We start from the raw sequence: 15,423 nt of genomic DNA on the forward strand, positions 1-15,423 counted from the left end.
AGACGTTACATGTAACGTCTGTACATAGTTATCAGTTAATTCCGATCTACGACTTACCTGTTACTCTCATAAACTGTAAATTTAATTATGCGTTTAATTCTTAGCTCGATCGCCGCGATCGCTTTTCTGACATTGCCTACAATTGTGGCAGCGCAATCTACCTCTCCTAACTCAGACAACAGTCCTTCTTTTGAACTTCCACGACGCACTCCTAGAAATCCTAGCAGACCTGCCGAACCACCAGCACCACCAGAAGAATATGAAAAGAAAATAGAAGATATTCAAAATTTAGTCAATAGTAATAAGCAGGTAAAAACGATGTGTGCTAATTATATAAACGATATAGAATATCAGTTTTACAGTAATAAGTTGCAAATTGATATTGGCAATAATAGTTGTGCTTTTACCATTATTAAAGAAGTTATTCAACCGCAACTAGCTGAAGGTAAAATTAGAACCTACGAATATACAGGCGATCGCGAAGGGGTAATTGTTACGTTTTAGTTTAATTCTTTAAAAAGTAAGTAAAACTAGTGACTAGTGAGTAATAGTAATAAGAGCTAATAGCTAACCACTCACAAATGACAAATGACAAATAACTAAACAGTTTATGAATTCTGTATATATTACCGTATGACCAAGCTAATTATTCAAATTCCTTGTTATAACGAAGCAGAAACGTTAGGAATTACTCTCTCGTCATTGCCGCGGGAAATTCCGGGAATTAGCTGTGTAGAATGGTTAGTAATTGATGATGGCAGTACGGATAAAACACTTGCAGTTGCTAAAGATTTTGGGGTCGATCGCATAGTGAGATTGAACCACAATCAAGGACTCGCAAAAGCATTTATGGCAGGGATAGAAGCCTGTCTAATCGCAGGAGCAGATATTATTGTTAATACTGATGCAGATAACCAATATTGTGCTGATGATATTCCTAAATTAATTGCCCCTATTTTATTAGGTAGAGCAGAAATTGTCATTGGCACGCGACCAATTCATAAAATTAAACACTTTTCCCCAACCAAAAAAGTTTTACAAAAATTAGGAAGTTGGGTGGTACGCCTTGCTAGTAACACAGACATTCCCGACGCACCCAGCGGCTTTCGGGCGATGAGCCGAGCAGCAGCAATGCAATTAAATGTATTTAACGAATATACTTATACGCTAGAAACAATTATTCAAGCTGGACAGAAAGGTATTCCGATTACTGCCGTTCCGATTAGAACGAATAAATATCTCAGACCTTCGCGTTTAGTTAAAAACATTCCAACTTACATTCAGCGATCGCTCTTTACAATTTTACGTATTTTCATGACATATCAGCCCCTAAAATTCTTCACAATTTTAGGCAGCATTCCTTTTAGTTTAGGTACATTGCTGGGGATTCGATGGCTGATATTTTTTCTGGACGGCACAACTCGTACTCGTATTCCTAGCTTAATTTTAGCAGCAATTTTAATTATTACTGGCGTACAATTGTGGCTTTTTGGCTTAGTTGCCGATCTCTTAGCAGTCAACCGCAAAGTATTAGAAGAAATTCAATTACGACTACGACGGGCAGATATTGAAGGGAGCAGGGAGGAGAAGAGAGCTGGGGGAGCTGAGGGAGCTGAGGGAGCTGGGGGAGAAAAAACAACACTCAACAGTCAACTGTCTTCACGCAGTGTAGCGCCAGCGTCTACTGTTAACCAACAACAAATGACTAATGACTAATGATTAATGACTAATAAAAACCTGTTTGCTAAAGAAGCGATCGCCCAAATTCCTAAAATTCTAACCCTGATGGATCGGAACGTCCATAGCCCTACTTATGGATGTTGCGATCGCAATTTTTGGCATTATAAAATTATCGATTTTCCCAGCGGGATGGCGCAAGAATTTGTCTTACCTCTCGCTTTAGCATACGATACAGATTTACGAAATAACCCTTTTTATCGCCAAAATATCGTGCCTCAGTGGGTAGAAGCAGGAATTTTATATGCTGCCCGTAGCGCTCATGCAGATGGTTCCTGTGACGACTATTTTCCCTACGAACGAGCTGCTGGTGCAGCGGCTTTTTCTCTCCTTGCCTGTATTGATAGCTACACCCTATTAAAACTCAATAATCCTATCGCTCTGCAATTTTTTACTAAACGTGCTGATTGGTTGGCAAAACATCATGAAAGTGGTAGACTCACCAATCACCAAGCCTTGATTGTTTTGTGTTTTGAACTACTTTCAAATCTATTAAAAACCTCTCAGTGGGATCGGGCAAAAGTTCAGCGCTTAGAACGAGTTTTAGCATGGCAAAGTAGCGAAGGTTGGTTTCAAGAATATGAAGGTTGCGATCCTGGCTACCATACTTTAACTATTTCTTGTTTAGCACGAATTTATCAACTTAAACCTGATATTCGCATCAAAGAGGCATTAATCAAAGCGGTTGAATTAGCTGCTCAGTTCGTCCATCCTGATGGTTCATACGGGGGAGAATATACTAGTCGTAATACATATAATTTCTTTCCTCATGGTTTTGAATTAGTTGGACGATGGTTTCCCGATGCTTTAAGAATTAATGATGCTTTTTTAGTTGGATTAGCGAACGGTTTAGCACCTTGTTATAGTGACGATCATATTATCGGACATCATACTTGGAATTACTTGTTGGCTTGGCGCGATTTTGTTCCTCAACGTCCTTTATCTCAATCTCGTCCTACAGGTAGAATTTGGCTACCCGAAGCGAGAATTTTAATAGATCGACTTCCTAGTACGTGCGCACAGCCGTTCGCCCCTACCAACTCTCCAACGTACGAACTCTACTTAGCACTGAATAAGGGAGGCACGTTTAAACTATTTCGTAACAACCAGTTAATCGCATCAGATACGCAGTTTTCACTGTTGATGAAAGAAGGTAAAAAAATTAAGAATGCAGTTGGACATTTAGTAGGAAATTATGCGATCAATCTAGAACACAACAAAATTATAATTCAAGGACAGTTGGGATGGGCGAAACAAAAACAAATGACACCAGCCAACTTAATGATATTACGCATAGTTATGCTGGGCTTCGGACGATTTTTTCCTAATTTGATTCGGAAGCTGTTACAAAAAGTATTGATTGTTGGCAAGAAAGACGCACCATTCTGGTTTCAACGTCAACTGCTCTGGGAAAATGGGAAATTACACGTAATTGACGAATTGAAGGCTAAGACCTGGGAAAATGTTATAGCTGCTGATATTGGTTGCGATCGCACTTCAATTTATGTTGTTATGAGTCGGACTTTTCAAATTGGTCAATTGCAAACTGAATGGAATTTGACTGAAGAAGTCAAACAACTCGCCCCAGGTGAATCGCTAAAATTAGAACGGTATTTTTAGAAAGTATTGTTAATACATCATCTCTCCAAGAAATGGGAAATTTTTTAGTTATAGATATGAAACGAATAATTTCTATTGTAGTTAGCTTAATAATTTTAGTAATTATTTATTGGAAAATCGACTTTACTAATCTCATCGAAGTATTTCAAAACTCAAACATTTACTGGATAATAGTCAGTCTATGTATGGTCGTACCCATAACAACTATTACAGCATGGCGATTGCAGCAACTAGCTCCTAAACAAGCTCAACTAAGCTTTGGAGAAGCCAATAAACTAATTTTAGCTGCTAGCGTACTTAATATGGTCTTACCATCAAAGATGGGCGATATTGCTAAAGCTTATTTTATGCGACAGCAAGGGCATTTAACTGGCTCTTTGTCTTTATCTTTAGTAGTTTTTGAGAAAACTTGCGATTTACTATCATTATTATTATGGTGTGTTTTTGGTTTAATTCTTTATCCTTATAAAAATTGGTTATTTTGGCTAATGACAGTCAGTGTGGGATTAGGTCTAACCCTTGGGTTACTCTTACTCAGTTCTCCTAAGTTCGCTCAAATATTTTTTGTTTTAAGTAAAGCGATCGCCACCAAGAAACTGAAAATTAAAATTCAAAAATTGCAATTTTCTTGGGAAGAAATGCATCATTACTTTTGGCGCGATCGAGCCAATTTATTCAAAATCGCCTTAACGTCTATTTTTATTTGGTTTTTACATTTATTACAAATTTGGTTTTTCATTCTGGCTCTAAAAGCCTGGACACCATTTTTAGCCAATCTTGCGCTCTCTCCATTAGCGATTTTAGCAGGATTATTACCGCTGACGTTTGCTGGTGTTGGTACTCGTGATGCTGCATTAATTGCATTCTACCAACCCTATTTTAATGCTCCTACGGCAGCTGCTTTAGGTTTACTATGCACGTCTCGCTACTTACTACCTGCAATTGGTGGTTTACCTTTTTTAGGACAATATTTATCAACTGTTCGCAATCTTTTTCCAGAGAAGTAGAGATGAGAAAAATCTCATCTTAAATTCACAAGTTTGTTACTTTTATAGAGTAGTCTTGCGCCTGTGAAGAAAATTCATGTATATTCTATTGAGTGTTTCTAGTCGCAGGAATCGTGTTACAGATTATTAGCAATAATATTCGTACAAGCATGTTTGTATTTGGTGCAACGCTTGCACTAACAAATAGTGTATTTGCCAGCGAGTTGAAGCAAGAAAATACAGATTTAGAGCGAGCAAATAACTTATCTTCTAGTTTTAAAGCGACCGCACCTTACGAATCTAACAGCCTCGACCGAATAACTCCTGTTTCCCAACTCGACAATATCAACACTGATGATTGGCAATGGCAAACATTAAAATTTCTTAGCCAACGCTATCATCCGGCAATTGATTTGAATGGCGATCGCAGCTTCACACGTTATGAATTTGCCGCTACTTTAGATACTCTTCTCACTGAGATCGCAAAACTAATTGCTACAGGTGACGTTGAACGGGTGAGTCAAGCAGACCTCACTAAATTACAAAGACTGCAAACAGAATTTGCTACTGAATTAGCTAGTCTACAAATAAGAAGAGTAGAGGAATTAGAAAGTCAAACCCAACAGCTTGAAGCACAACAATTTTCTACAACCACAACTCTCTCAGGTCAAGTCATCTTTTCTGTCAGTGGCGCTGTAGGTGACGAAAAAGCAGATGGTAGTGGTGAAAAAGTAGATAGCAATTTAGTTTTGAGCGATCGCGTGCGACTGACTTTTAATTCTAGTTTCATGGGAGAAGATCGTCTGAGGGTGCGCATACAAGCGAATAACTTCCCAGGAGTTGAAGATGCGACTGGGACAACAATGGCGCGATTGGGATTTGAAGAGGATAGCGAGAATCAGTTTGAGTTAACGCGCATCGAGTACCGCTTTCCGGTTGGCGAACAAACTACAGTTTACGCTGGAATCTTCGGTAGTGGAATAGATGACTTCGCCGATACAGTCAATACTTTCCTTGATAGTAGCAGTCGGGGGGCAGTATCCCGCTTTGGTAGGCGCAATCCGATTTACAGACAAGGTTCGGGTACGGGAGTAGGTGTTGAATACGATTTGACTGAGGAGATTTCTCTGCAACTGGGTTATGTCGCTGAAGATGCTAACGAACCGGAATCTGGAATTGGTGGTAGTGCTTACGGCGCGATCGCGCAATTGTATTTTGAATATACCGATCGATTTGAGTTAGGTTTAGCTTACGTACATTCCTACAACGAGCTAGATACAGGTACGGGAAGCGAACTAGCCAACGATCCTTTTGACGAAAACAGCGATGCTATCCGAGCAAATTCTTATGGTATTGCTACAACTTGGCAGATTAATCCTAAATTTGCGATCGGTGGATGGATGGGTTTGACGAATGCGACAGCCGCAGATTTACCAGGTAATCCAACCGCAGAAATTTTTAATTATGCTCTCACCTTTGCCTTTCCTGATTTAGGGAAAGAAGGTAGCTTAGGTGGAATTGTTATCGGTCAACCACCAAAGGTCACAAATACCGATTTTGGGAGATTTCGCGATCGAGATACTTCACCACACTTGGAAATATTCTACCGCCTCCAAGCCACCGAAAATATTTCAATTACCCCTGGTGTATTAATAATTACTAATCCCGAACACGACAACAACAATAGCTCTGTATATGTCGGTACAATTCGTACTACTTTTGACTTCTAAGTGCGGAAATTTAAATGAGTATTAAAAAAACATTAAATAACCTGTTCAGCTTAATTAAGCTTGCGATTAGGCTATAGCAATCCTAGTCAATGATTGGTGGCATGAACGTCTTATTGATGGCGAGAGTATCTTTCGTATACAAGCACTTCAGCCTGCTCTACACTCATGGTGAAATAGAATTACTTCTTATTAAATCGGGATGCAATTTTTGCACGCTAGAGTTTTTCAGTTGAATTATCCGAGGTTTTCTCTACTTGAATTGACCTAAATCATGCTGCGAATAATGCTTTCAAGTCTCTGATACCATACTCAATATAACATTCAGTAAATCCACCGTATTCAGCAGATTAATTACTCCAGTAAATTCTAATCAAATCAAAAGATAAAAAACACTTTTATCAAGTGTAAAATTTACCCAATTAGGACAATACTCAAGTTTTTTGGAGACCGTATATCATCGATTTGATGATGCATTTTTCTCTAAAAAAATGGGTAAAAGCTTCAGGCTTACCTACGCAGAGTGCTTGGGCGAAATTATTGCGATCGGTAGCCGCGTTAGGCTAATGATTCAATTATTTTTATCTCTTCTGATAGTAAAAGCATTACAGGTAAAGCTTCATTTGTAGCAATCTACCTGTAATAGATCTATTTGTTCACCACTATTTACCTAATCAAAACATGAGTACTATCAACGGCACAAACGCTAGTGAAACCATTAATGGTACTAGCGCTGACGATCTAATTAATGCTTTCGGAGGCAATGATATCGTTAATGCTGAGGACGGAAACGATACTGTTTTTGGCGGCGATGGTAATGACACTATCAATGGAGAAGATGGCGATGACTTTCTCTATGGTGGAAACAATAACGATACTATAAATGGTGACGACGGTAACGACGAAATCTTTGGCGATTCGGGTAATGATATCCTCAGAGGCGATAATGGCGATGACATCATAAATGGCGGAGTTGGTGATGACCAACTCTTCGGTCAAGAAGGTAACGACACCCTCATAGGTGGAGATGGAATAGATCGACTCAATGGTGAAGATAGCAACGACACCCTCGATGGTGGACTCAATAATGATATTCTTGATGGCGGATTTGGAGACGACATTATTTTCGGTAGAGATGGCAACGACCAACTTTTTGGTAGAGATGGAAGCGACCAACTAAATGGTGAAGCAGGAGATGATACTATTAGTGGTGAAACAGGTGACGATACCATTAATGGTGGCATTGGCATAGACAACGTTACAGGCGGATTTGGCAACGATAGTATCAATGGTGGGGATGGTAATGACACCCTCAACGGTCAGGAAGACAACGACACCATTCTGGGTGGAAATGGCACAGATACCATAACAGGTGGTTTTGGCAGTGACATCTTGACTGGTGGTGCTGGCAACGACACCTTTATTTTTACTGACCCAAATCAAGGAATTGACACCATCACAGACTTTTCTAATGTCACAGGCAATAATGACATCTTTCGAGTTTCTGCTGCTGCTTTTGGCGGAGGTTTAGTACCAGGTGCTGTCATTTTAACTTCTCAGTTTCAATTAGGTGCAGCAGCGAACGATGCCAGCGATAGATTCATCTACGACAGTAGCATCGGTACTCTTTACTTTGACGTAGATGGTAACGGTAGTACCTCTCAAATTGAACTCGTCAGACTAGATGGCAATCCTACAATTACTAGGAACGATATTTTTGTGATTGCGTAGTGACTTCTGAATAAATCCATAAATACCGTATCTCATTTGTTGCTGAGGTGAAAGTTAAATCTAAAGCCAAGGAATAAATGAGATACGGAAAACAGCTACAAAATCTCAAATTATCGAATTACTAACGAGCTATTTATAGATTTATTGTAGATAAAAACTTTTCATATCCTGCTTGCAATTGGCGCTTACCGTCACGTTCAATAATGCTGCCATGAGCCATGATGACTCGATGAAAATCCCAACAAAGAACTTTTTGGATTGACTGTTTTACCTGTGCTTTATCGCGAGAAGCAAGTTTTTCTAATAATGTTGGTTCCAACTGACGATCGCCTCCTAAAACTTTGGCAATTAAGCGCGTTTGCCACGGAAAACTATCATCAAAATGAAAAGCTGTATCAGTCAAAATCAAAGTTTGGCTTTCTCGATGCCAAAATACAATTTCATTTAATATTCCCGAATTGCCGATACCTATAGTTTGAAATCCGGCAAATAAAAGATATTCTACTTCATTCAAATTGCCAATTTTACCACATTCGTTGAGGATGCGATCGCTCTTTATATCTGGTCTTTTCAAGTCTAAACCTGGAGCAATCCAAATCTCAGCATTAGGATAAATCGACTTGAAGTTGTTGAGAAAAAGATGATGATAGCAATTTGGCGCAATAATGGTGGTGACGTGACCCAGTGCGTTAATTTGCTGAATAGTTGTTTCATCAACATCAATGGGAGAAATAATTATAAGTTCGCCATTGTCAAGGCGAATTACTGTCATTCTCGTTCCCACTTCTAGACCTAAAAACTTAAGTTGCCGTTCGCCAACCCAGATATTTCGATCGATTTCTCTCAGCATAAGGTTAGGGTGTGGGGTGTACTGAATCCAATAATTAGCGATCGCCATTCTAAACGTGAGGAATCCTCATATTTTCATAATCTGAGAAATCCTCACGTTTGTCAAGAGAGACAGATAAACCCGACCGTACAATTACCGATCCATGACTTCCAGGCATTTACCGCAACAATCCCGTAGCAGAAAAAGATTTGAGCAAATTCTGCAAGCCGCCGCCGCAGTGTTTGCCGAAGTTGGCTATGAAGCAGCTTCTACGGAGGCGATCGCACAACGGGCAAATACTTCTATTGGCTCGCTTTATCGCTTTTTTCCAGATAAAACTGCGGTTTTATACGCCTTGGCAGAGAGATATGCCGAGCAAATGCGGGATTTATTTGTCACTAAGTTCAATTCCTCAACAGTAGATCGACCTCTGGCTCAGGTAGTCAGCGATACAGTCGAAGCATTTGATGATTTTTTCACGACCGTACCAGGGGCGCAAGCAATTATGTTGCGATCGCGAGTTTCTCCTGAGTTACAGGCGGTGAATCAACGTGCCGATCGCGAAATTGTGGCACATTTAGCAGCTTTTTTTGCCTTGCGACAACCGCAGATGGAACCAGAGCAACGCCAGCTAGCGGCTTTAGTCAGCGTAGAAATTACTGGAGCCTTACAGCTATTATCCCTTGCCCAAACAGAACAGTTACGACAGCAGATCGTGACCGAAACCAAACACATCTTAATTCGCTATCTTCAACCGCTTTTTCCCGATTGCGATCCGACACATGAGAAAACTGGGAGCTAATACTAAGGCGATCGCATAACCCAGATAAGCGCGATCGTCCTAATGCTAAATACTCCCACGTAGGATTATCGTGAAGCCATTTGCAAGATAACTTAAGGAAACTTATCTGAGTGAGTAAATGAAGAAATTTTTTATAATTTAGTAACAAAAAAGTAGGGTAAGTATTACCCACCCTACTAATAGCCAGTCACTGGTTACAAGTCGTAAGTCGAGAATTAACTGGTCACTGGTCACTGGTCACTGATAACTGCTCCCTACTCCCTACTCCCTACTCCCTATTAAACAAAGCGATCGCCTTTACCATCTTTACGACGAATGCCGATTACAGAAGGACGAGGTGGTCCGTAAAGATCTCCCGCTAAATTGCTGGGCCAATTACTACCGCGTGGAACAGTTCTGTTTTGGGTAAACAGAGTTCCATCCAAATTCAGCATCTCAATGTCTCGATTTAGACTTTGAGGTGGATTAAAAGGAACGTTTTCCCCAGGATGCTGCACGGCAATAATTAAGGTATCGCTGACAAAGGTAGGTCCTGTCATTTCGCAGCGCGGGGGACCATAGGCAAAGGGTACGATCTGCCCTGCATTCTCACCATCTAGAGGAATGTAGAACAGCCAGTTATTACCAAAAACTCCAATTAAATCGGATGTTTGAATGTTGAGATCGGAGGACGCACCTTCTACCACAGCTCCAACTACTGTATGGTCAATGTTGAGTAGTTTTGCTGCTGCTCCTTCACCAAAACCGTTATGAGCGCCAGTGGACATATCCGTGACACCCCAGACGTTATTTTGGCTGTCGAAAGCAAGGTTATCCACGTTAGCAAAACCGTCTCCTGGCTCGGCTCCTGCTTCCCCACCTTTGGCTAAGCGTTCCCAACGGAAAGTTAGACCTGTATTATCGGAGCTGTTTTCAGTAATCTTAAACAGTTCTCCTGAAGGCTGTCCCGCGTTGACATCTTTGCTGTATTTAGAAACAACAAATATACGGGAATCTGGATAACCATCGCTACCTGGCGCACCATCGGTATAAGCGATGAAGACTTCCCTCGAATTGCGAGGATTGATTTCCAAATCTTCAGGACGAGCGGTAGGAGTACCACCGATGAGGTTAGCAGCTAAAAAGGCATCAACTAAAACTGCGCCTTGACTGGTATAGAAATCTGAGAGTTTCTTACCTTGGTAGTCTTTTAAAGCCGTAGCCTCATTCTCGGTCGTAATGTTGTACTTACCACCATCTTTTGTTTGTGCGGCAATGCCGTTGCGTCGCGGTAATGGCAGCAGTGCGTTGCGCGTCGCTTTACCCAAAGCTTTAATTTCTACCGAGCCAAGCGTGGAAGGGGAAATGGGGTTGGTACTCGCACCAATCTCCAACGGTAGCCATTCACCCGTACCATCAGGATTGTATCGGGCAACGTAGAGCGTACCCGTCTCAAATAGTTCGCTATTTTTCTTGTCTTCAGGGGATTTGACCTTCCCTGCACTGACAAATTTCCAGGTATGTCCGCCACGGCGATCGTCACCCATATAGGCAACGAGTTTTTTTCCAGACTCCGCCACCATAGTGATATTCTCATGGCGGAAGCGACCGAGAGCAGTATGTTTGCGCGATCGCCATTTGGGATTGGCGGGATCGATCTCGACCATCCAGCCGTATTTTTCCCCGACCATACCGAATTCAGCTCCAGTCGTGCCTTCGGTGTATTCTGTCTGCGTACCGTTAGGCAGAACTGCTTCTGTCACTCCGACGAAGAACTCTTCACTAGCTTGGAAGTTCTCTTCTGCGGACACGATCGTTCCCCAGGGAGTTGTACCACCAGAACAGTTGTGTCCCGTACCGATGATTTTGCTACCCAATCCATCGGTGTTGACGGCTTCAAATACATCCTTAGCAGCCGCACCCGTACCGATGAGGTAGTTGAGATCGCCTTTCTGGTAGCTTTTTTCGCCCCAGGATGTGACTTCTTTGTAAGCATCAGTGCGATCGCTGTTGATTCCTAAGCCTGACAAGGTGTGGATGCGGCGATTTTTCGGGTCTTTAACAACGCTGTAACGTCCGTCATTATCTTGGCGGATTCTGACAATCGAACCACCCATGTTGTAGAGAAACTCACCTAGCAAGGTGCGGTTTTTCTCGCTAATATTAATTCCTAAATAAGGGAAAGATTCGGAGAACCCTGCCAAATCTTCTGGGGTTTCAGGCGCGAGAAGGGAAATGGGGTAGGAGACGTATTCGTGGTTCACCCACAAGTAGCCGTCTTTAACAGTAATGCCGTCGTAGTGGATGCCATTACCAATGTCGTTTTCTTTTCCCCTAACTTTGGTTCCGTTAATCGGCACGAAGCCAGTGTAGTCGCAGTTGTAACCAAAATAATCGTCTGGGTTGGGGAAGACGCGATCGCCCCAGCCAACAATGACGTACCGCTCGTATTCTGGTGGTACGACAACATCATCGTAGACGGTATATTTCGTCAATCTCGCATCTGTCGATGGTTGTAAAACTTGCCCTTTTTCGCTGCCTGCTGGTAGGTAACTAGGCAGTTGTTGATAAATGGGTAACGGATGGGGCAATCGTACAGGGGTGAACGATAAAGCCTCAGCTGCTTGGGCGGCGCTAGAACCAGCACCAAACAGTTTATTCTCTAGCACGGGTGAGAAAGCAGCAGCACCAACACCCGCACCGAAGAAAACTAACAGCTGCCTCCGAGTAATTCTAGACATGAAACTCCCTCTTGATTCGGAATCGCCAGATCCTCAAGTTTGAAAATGTCTGTTTTGCAATTATTTAGTAGAGAGTGCAGAGTGCTATTAGCTCTTGGTTCCTTCAGGTTTCAACGCGATAACTATGCTCGCGCCTTTTCTATTAGCTTATGTATTTTTAATTACAAACATATCAGACAAAAGCTTGATTTGAGCTGTAACCAAAAGACACGCTCTCGCTTTTTCTCTACTACTAATTCTTAAGACAGGGACTTATTTTCAAACAAATATTGTTGCCTCTGTTACGATAATCCCGCAACATTAAGGTGAGTTAATCACTCGGTTAATACTGAGTCATTTTTTTACATTAGATTGCTATAGTTAACTTTTATAGAACACAATAAGCAAATATATCTAGTCATCAATTTGCAAAATTTAGTTCGCTTGCTGAAGGCTATTTTCTCAATTCAGCTAGTAGTTTAAATGCCAATACGGTTCATTTAAGGCTACGCTGTGCTGAGGATAAAGAAAATAGGAGGATTGGTTCGGGAGGGGGTGGCTCGATGTCTTGGCTTTTTTGAGCGAAACTTGGATACAGGTTTTTTTACAACTCTGGGATTGGTACGAGAAACTCGTTCAGGTAACAGAGTGTCTAAAATCTCTACAGTTAACCAACTTAAAAAAAGGGGAGTTCTTGTGATTGCAAGCGTTGAAATTTCGGGATAGCACGACGAATAACTCGCAATGTCCCAGTGAAACTCAGACGCAAAGGAGTGATACCCGCGCTCTTTGCAGCTTGAAACATCAATAACCGCACAGCCCAGTGTCCTAACAACCACCCGTAAACTTCCTGCACAACTTCACGCGGTTTTTGAGAGCGAATATGAGTTTTTCGTCCTGATAAATGTACTTTGAGTTCATCAATAGTATTTTCTACTTCCCAGCGTTGATGATATTCAATCGCCAGTAGTTGAGCCGGAAATTTCTCCAATTCCAATAAGCTGGTAATTAAGCGATATCTTAGTTGTTCCTCTGGGTTGTCGGTATTACCAATTGTGTATTCAATCACTCGGACTTGTATGGGCTGGCAAGCTTTTGAGCGGAATTTAGCAGGTGGATAAATCCAACTCAGATAAGAACCATCCGCCAGTGGTTCTTCGCACAAAAACTTGACATTTGCGGGAATTCTTCCTAAATAATCGCTACCAGTTGTGACAGTTGCTTGCACCATTGCATAAGAATGTAACCCTCTGTCCCACATCAACAACATCCCTGAACTCACGGAGCGTAATAATCTTAATGCCCGCACTCGTTCTCCTATTCGATATGGACACATCAATGCATCAAAGATTAAATGTGTTCCTGCTTCTACCAAAATGACTAATCGCAGTTTGGGAAATGCGGCTTGTGTGCCAGGACGGCTGCTCGGACGACCAAAAACTCTCGCATTTTCATCGCTGTCTGGCAGATCGAAGCAAGTCCGATCAATTACCACAATTCGCAATCCATTGAGAAATGCTCCTTTGGTATCGGTGCTAGCCATTGGTCGCACCAGTTGATGGAACAATTGACTCATCACCCTTGGACTTAATCGTTGTCGGGCTTGCGTTATTGCTGATTTACAAAAAACTCGCCAGTATTTCCCCACTTTCACCCATGCTTCGCTCAGCCCATCAATTAAGTTTTTCAGCACATCTCTCATCGAATCTCGTGACCACAGACTCATCGCAATTACCAAACAAATTACCAATTGTGCTGGTAACGAGCGTTTACGTTGTTCACAAACTTTAGTTTTAGCGATCGCTTGCTCGATCTCCGTGGATGGGATGGCTGCCTCTATCGCTTTGAACACATCACTACTTTGTATCGTAGGAGACAACAATGAGAAATCCTTCAGATGCACTACACTCACTTTCCATTCTTGGGAACAATGCTTAATTTACAACACTTTGAGCCTTAACTGAACCGTAGTGGTTTAAATGCGAGCCTATCGGATATAATTTTTTGTTTAAACAATTTTCTCCGTGCCACCTCTGCGATCGCAACGATAGATCGGTGTGTATAAAAAAATCAAAATTTGCAGAATTACGTACATTTCTCATTGCCATCAGTCATCGCGATAGGCGGGATCGTCTTCTCTTAACCTACGCGCAGTATTTACATTCACGGGAGTACGCTGACTATCGGTTGCAGTTCCGTTTGGCGATGAGGAAAAGCCTAACAAAAGTGCGGAGTTACTGAAGTATCTCGTCCAGTGGCTCAACACGGGTTGCGATCGCCAATCGACTCGCGAGACTTTAGTATGGAGTAAAGGGACTTGTTGCCCATTGCGATCGCCTACTACTGTTACAGTGATTTCTGTAACTTTGGGTTTTCGATCGAACTCTTGCTGAATCAACTTGCTAGTCTGTGACTCGGCTTGCTGCATCAAACGAGCAAAAGAAGGCATTCCCTCAGAACTGAGGACGAAATTTAAAGATTTAGGTTGCGCTCTAGCTGGGGTAGAATACCAGCAGCTTACACACATTGTTGCGACTAAAATGATTTTTACTGGAATTGTTTTGACTGGGGCGATCGCTCCAGATAGTCGAAACTGTCGAAAAACACTCATTATCTTGACTAAATCCTTAATCTCTGCATAATTACGAGGAGGGAAAGAGAAATGCAGACTGTTTCTAAGCTTAGCGATCGCATCATTAATAAGTCAGTAAGCCCAGGTTAAGTTTCAGTTATTCAGTTATCGTAGGGGCGGGTTTAGTACGAGATTCAAGCCTAAAGCCAGAAATCTTCTCTCAAAACCCGCCCGTACAATTATCGTAGGTAAACAAATGCAAATCGTTCATAAATTAATTGAAATTGAAACTGCGGCAGGAATTAATATTCACAATATTACGCCAGCAATTGAGAAGATAGTCTTTAATACAGGAATTAGCAACGGTCAAGTTTTAGTATTTTCTCGTCATACTACAACCGCATTAGCAATTAATGAAGACGAAGAAAGATTACTAGAAGATATCAAAGTTTTTTTGAGCAAATTAGTTCCCAAATCAGAACGCTACTTGCATAACGACTTGCACTTAAGAAAAAATATCCCTGAAGATGAGCCGATAAATGCTCATTCGCACTTAATGGCGATGATGCTTAATAATAACGAAATTATTCCCATAGTCGATGGGAGACTTGGATTAGGAACCTATCAATCAGTTTTATTTTTTGAATTAGACGGCGCTCGGAAAAGAACAGTTTTGTGCCAGATTTGGGGCGAATAATAAAAGTAGGGTGGGCAATGCCA

At 41.5% G+C, this 15,423-nt stretch carries 12 protein-coding genes; 8 read left to right on the top strand and 4 right to left on the bottom strand.

What is annotated here, in order from left to right:
- The first annotated feature begins 87 nt into the window (after window positions 1-87).
- From N4J56_RS29465 to N4J56_RS29490, 6 genes are all read left to right on the top strand, one after another.
- Window positions 88-504, top strand: a complete 417-nt coding sequence (locus N4J56_RS29465) for a hypothetical protein (protein ID WP_317109748.1) — start codon at window positions 88-90, stop codon at window positions 502-504.
- Between the two features lie 129 nt (window positions 505-633).
- Entirely contained in the window at window positions 634-1,716 is a 1,083-nt protein-coding gene (locus N4J56_RS29470; RefSeq protein ID WP_317109749.1) for a glycosyltransferase family 2 protein, read from the top strand.
- A 6-nt stretch (window positions 1,717-1,722) separates the two neighbouring features.
- Window positions 1,723-3,357, top strand: coding sequence for a hypothetical protein (locus N4J56_RS29475; protein ID WP_317109751.1), 1,635 nt, complete (start codon window positions 1,723-1,725; stop codon window positions 3,355-3,357).
- A 56-nt stretch (window positions 3,358-3,413) separates the two neighbouring features.
- Complete coding sequence (locus tag N4J56_RS29480; RefSeq protein ID WP_317109752.1) at window positions 3,414-4,364, top strand: lysylphosphatidylglycerol synthase transmembrane domain-containing protein; 951 nt, start codon at window positions 3,414-3,416, stop codon at window positions 4,362-4,364.
- 149 nt (window positions 4,365-4,513) lie between these two features.
- Window positions 4,514-6,073, top strand: coding sequence for an iron uptake porin (locus N4J56_RS29485; protein ID WP_317109753.1), 1,560 nt, complete (start codon window positions 4,514-4,516; stop codon window positions 6,071-6,073).
- A 678-nt stretch (window positions 6,074-6,751) separates the two neighbouring features.
- A complete protein-coding gene (locus N4J56_RS29490; RefSeq protein WP_317109755.1) occupies window positions 6,752-7,801 on the top strand; it encodes a calcium-binding protein in 1,050 nt (349 codons plus the stop codon).
- A 133-nt stretch (window positions 7,802-7,934) separates the two neighbouring features.
- On the opposite strand, the gene N4J56_RS29495 is transcribed toward N4J56_RS29490, so the two are convergent.
- Entirely contained in the window at window positions 7,935-8,651 is a 717-nt protein-coding gene (locus N4J56_RS29495; protein WP_317109757.1) for a DUF4336 domain-containing protein, read from the bottom strand.
- Window positions 8,652-8,793: 142 nt separating this feature from the next.
- Here N4J56_RS29495 and N4J56_RS29500 point away from each other — a divergent pair, with 142 nt between their 5' ends.
- Complete coding sequence (locus tag N4J56_RS29500; RefSeq protein WP_317109759.1) at window positions 8,794-9,432, top strand: TetR/AcrR family transcriptional regulator; 639 nt, start codon at window positions 8,794-8,796, stop codon at window positions 9,430-9,432.
- Window positions 9,433-9,710: 278 nt separating this feature from the next.
- Here N4J56_RS29500 and N4J56_RS29505 read toward each other — a convergent pair whose 3' ends face one another.
- From N4J56_RS29505 to N4J56_RS29515, 3 genes are all read right to left on the bottom strand, one after another.
- Window positions 9,711-12,152: a PhoX family phosphatase gene (locus N4J56_RS29505; protein ID WP_317109760.1), complete on the bottom strand. Its 2,442-nt coding sequence runs from the start codon at window positions 12,150-12,152 to the stop codon at window positions 9,711-9,713.
- 655 nt (window positions 12,153-12,807) lie between these two features.
- Window positions 12,808-13,944: an IS4 family transposase gene (locus tag N4J56_RS29510; protein WP_410500401.1), complete on the bottom strand. Its 1,137-nt coding sequence runs from the start codon at window positions 13,942-13,944 to the stop codon at window positions 12,808-12,810.
- 294 nt (window positions 13,945-14,238) lie between these two features.
- A complete protein-coding gene (locus N4J56_RS29515) occupies window positions 14,239-14,742 on the bottom strand; it encodes a hypothetical protein (protein ID WP_317109762.1) in 504 nt (167 codons plus the stop codon).
- A gap of 217 nt (window positions 14,743-14,959) precedes the next feature.
- On the opposite strand from N4J56_RS29515, the gene N4J56_RS29520 reads away from it, so the two are divergent.
- Window positions 14,960-15,400 carry a secondary thiamine-phosphate synthase enzyme YjbQ gene (locus tag N4J56_RS29520; RefSeq protein ID WP_317109764.1) on the top strand — a complete coding sequence of 147 codons (441 nt, stop codon included), beginning with the start codon at window positions 14,960-14,962 and terminating at the stop codon, window positions 15,398-15,400.
- Window positions 15,401-15,423: the final 23 nt, after the last annotated feature.

The organism is Chroococcidiopsis sp. SAG 2025 (genome assembly GCF_032860985.1).
In the GTDB taxonomy this organism is placed as follows: domain Bacteria; phylum Cyanobacteriota; class Cyanobacteriia; order Cyanobacteriales; family Chroococcidiopsidaceae; genus Chroococcidiopsis.

Bases quoted from the DNA above. Each gene is read 5' to 3' on its own strand.
- N4J56_RS29465 (WP_317109748.1), top strand. From the start codon at position 88: ATGCGTTTAATTCTTAGCTCGATCGCCGCGATCGCTTTTCTGACATTG.
- N4J56_RS29470 (WP_317109749.1), top strand. From the start codon at position 634: ATGACCAAGCTAATTATTCAAATTCCTTGTTATAACGAAGCAGAAACG.
- N4J56_RS29475 (WP_317109751.1), top strand. From the start codon at position 1,723: ATGACTAATAAAAACCTGTTTGCTAAAGAAGCGATCGCCCAAATTCCT.
- N4J56_RS29480 (WP_317109752.1), top strand. From the start codon at position 3,414: ATGAAACGAATAATTTCTATTGTAGTTAGCTTAATAATTTTAGTAATT.
- N4J56_RS29485 (WP_317109753.1), top strand. From the start codon at position 4,514: ATGTTTGTATTTGGTGCAACGCTTGCACTAACAAATAGTGTATTTGCC.
- N4J56_RS29490 (WP_317109755.1), top strand. From the start codon at position 6,752: ATGAGTACTATCAACGGCACAAACGCTAGTGAAACCATTAATGGTACT.
- N4J56_RS29495 (WP_317109757.1), bottom strand. From the start codon at position 8,651: ATGCTGAGAGAAATCGATCGAAATATCTGGGTTGGCGAACGGCAACTT.
- N4J56_RS29500 (WP_317109759.1), top strand. From the start codon at position 8,794: ATGACTTCCAGGCATTTACCGCAACAATCCCGTAGCAGAAAAAGATTT.
- N4J56_RS29505 (WP_317109760.1), bottom strand. From the start codon at position 12,152: ATGTCTAGAATTACTCGGAGGCAGCTGTTAGTTTTCTTCGGTGCGGGT.
- N4J56_RS29515 (WP_317109762.1), bottom strand. From the start codon at position 14,742: ATGAGTGTTTTTCGACAGTTTCGACTATCTGGAGCGATCGCCCCAGTC.
- N4J56_RS29520 (WP_317109764.1), top strand. From the start codon at position 14,960: ATGCAAATCGTTCATAAATTAATTGAAATTGAAACTGCGGCAGGAATT.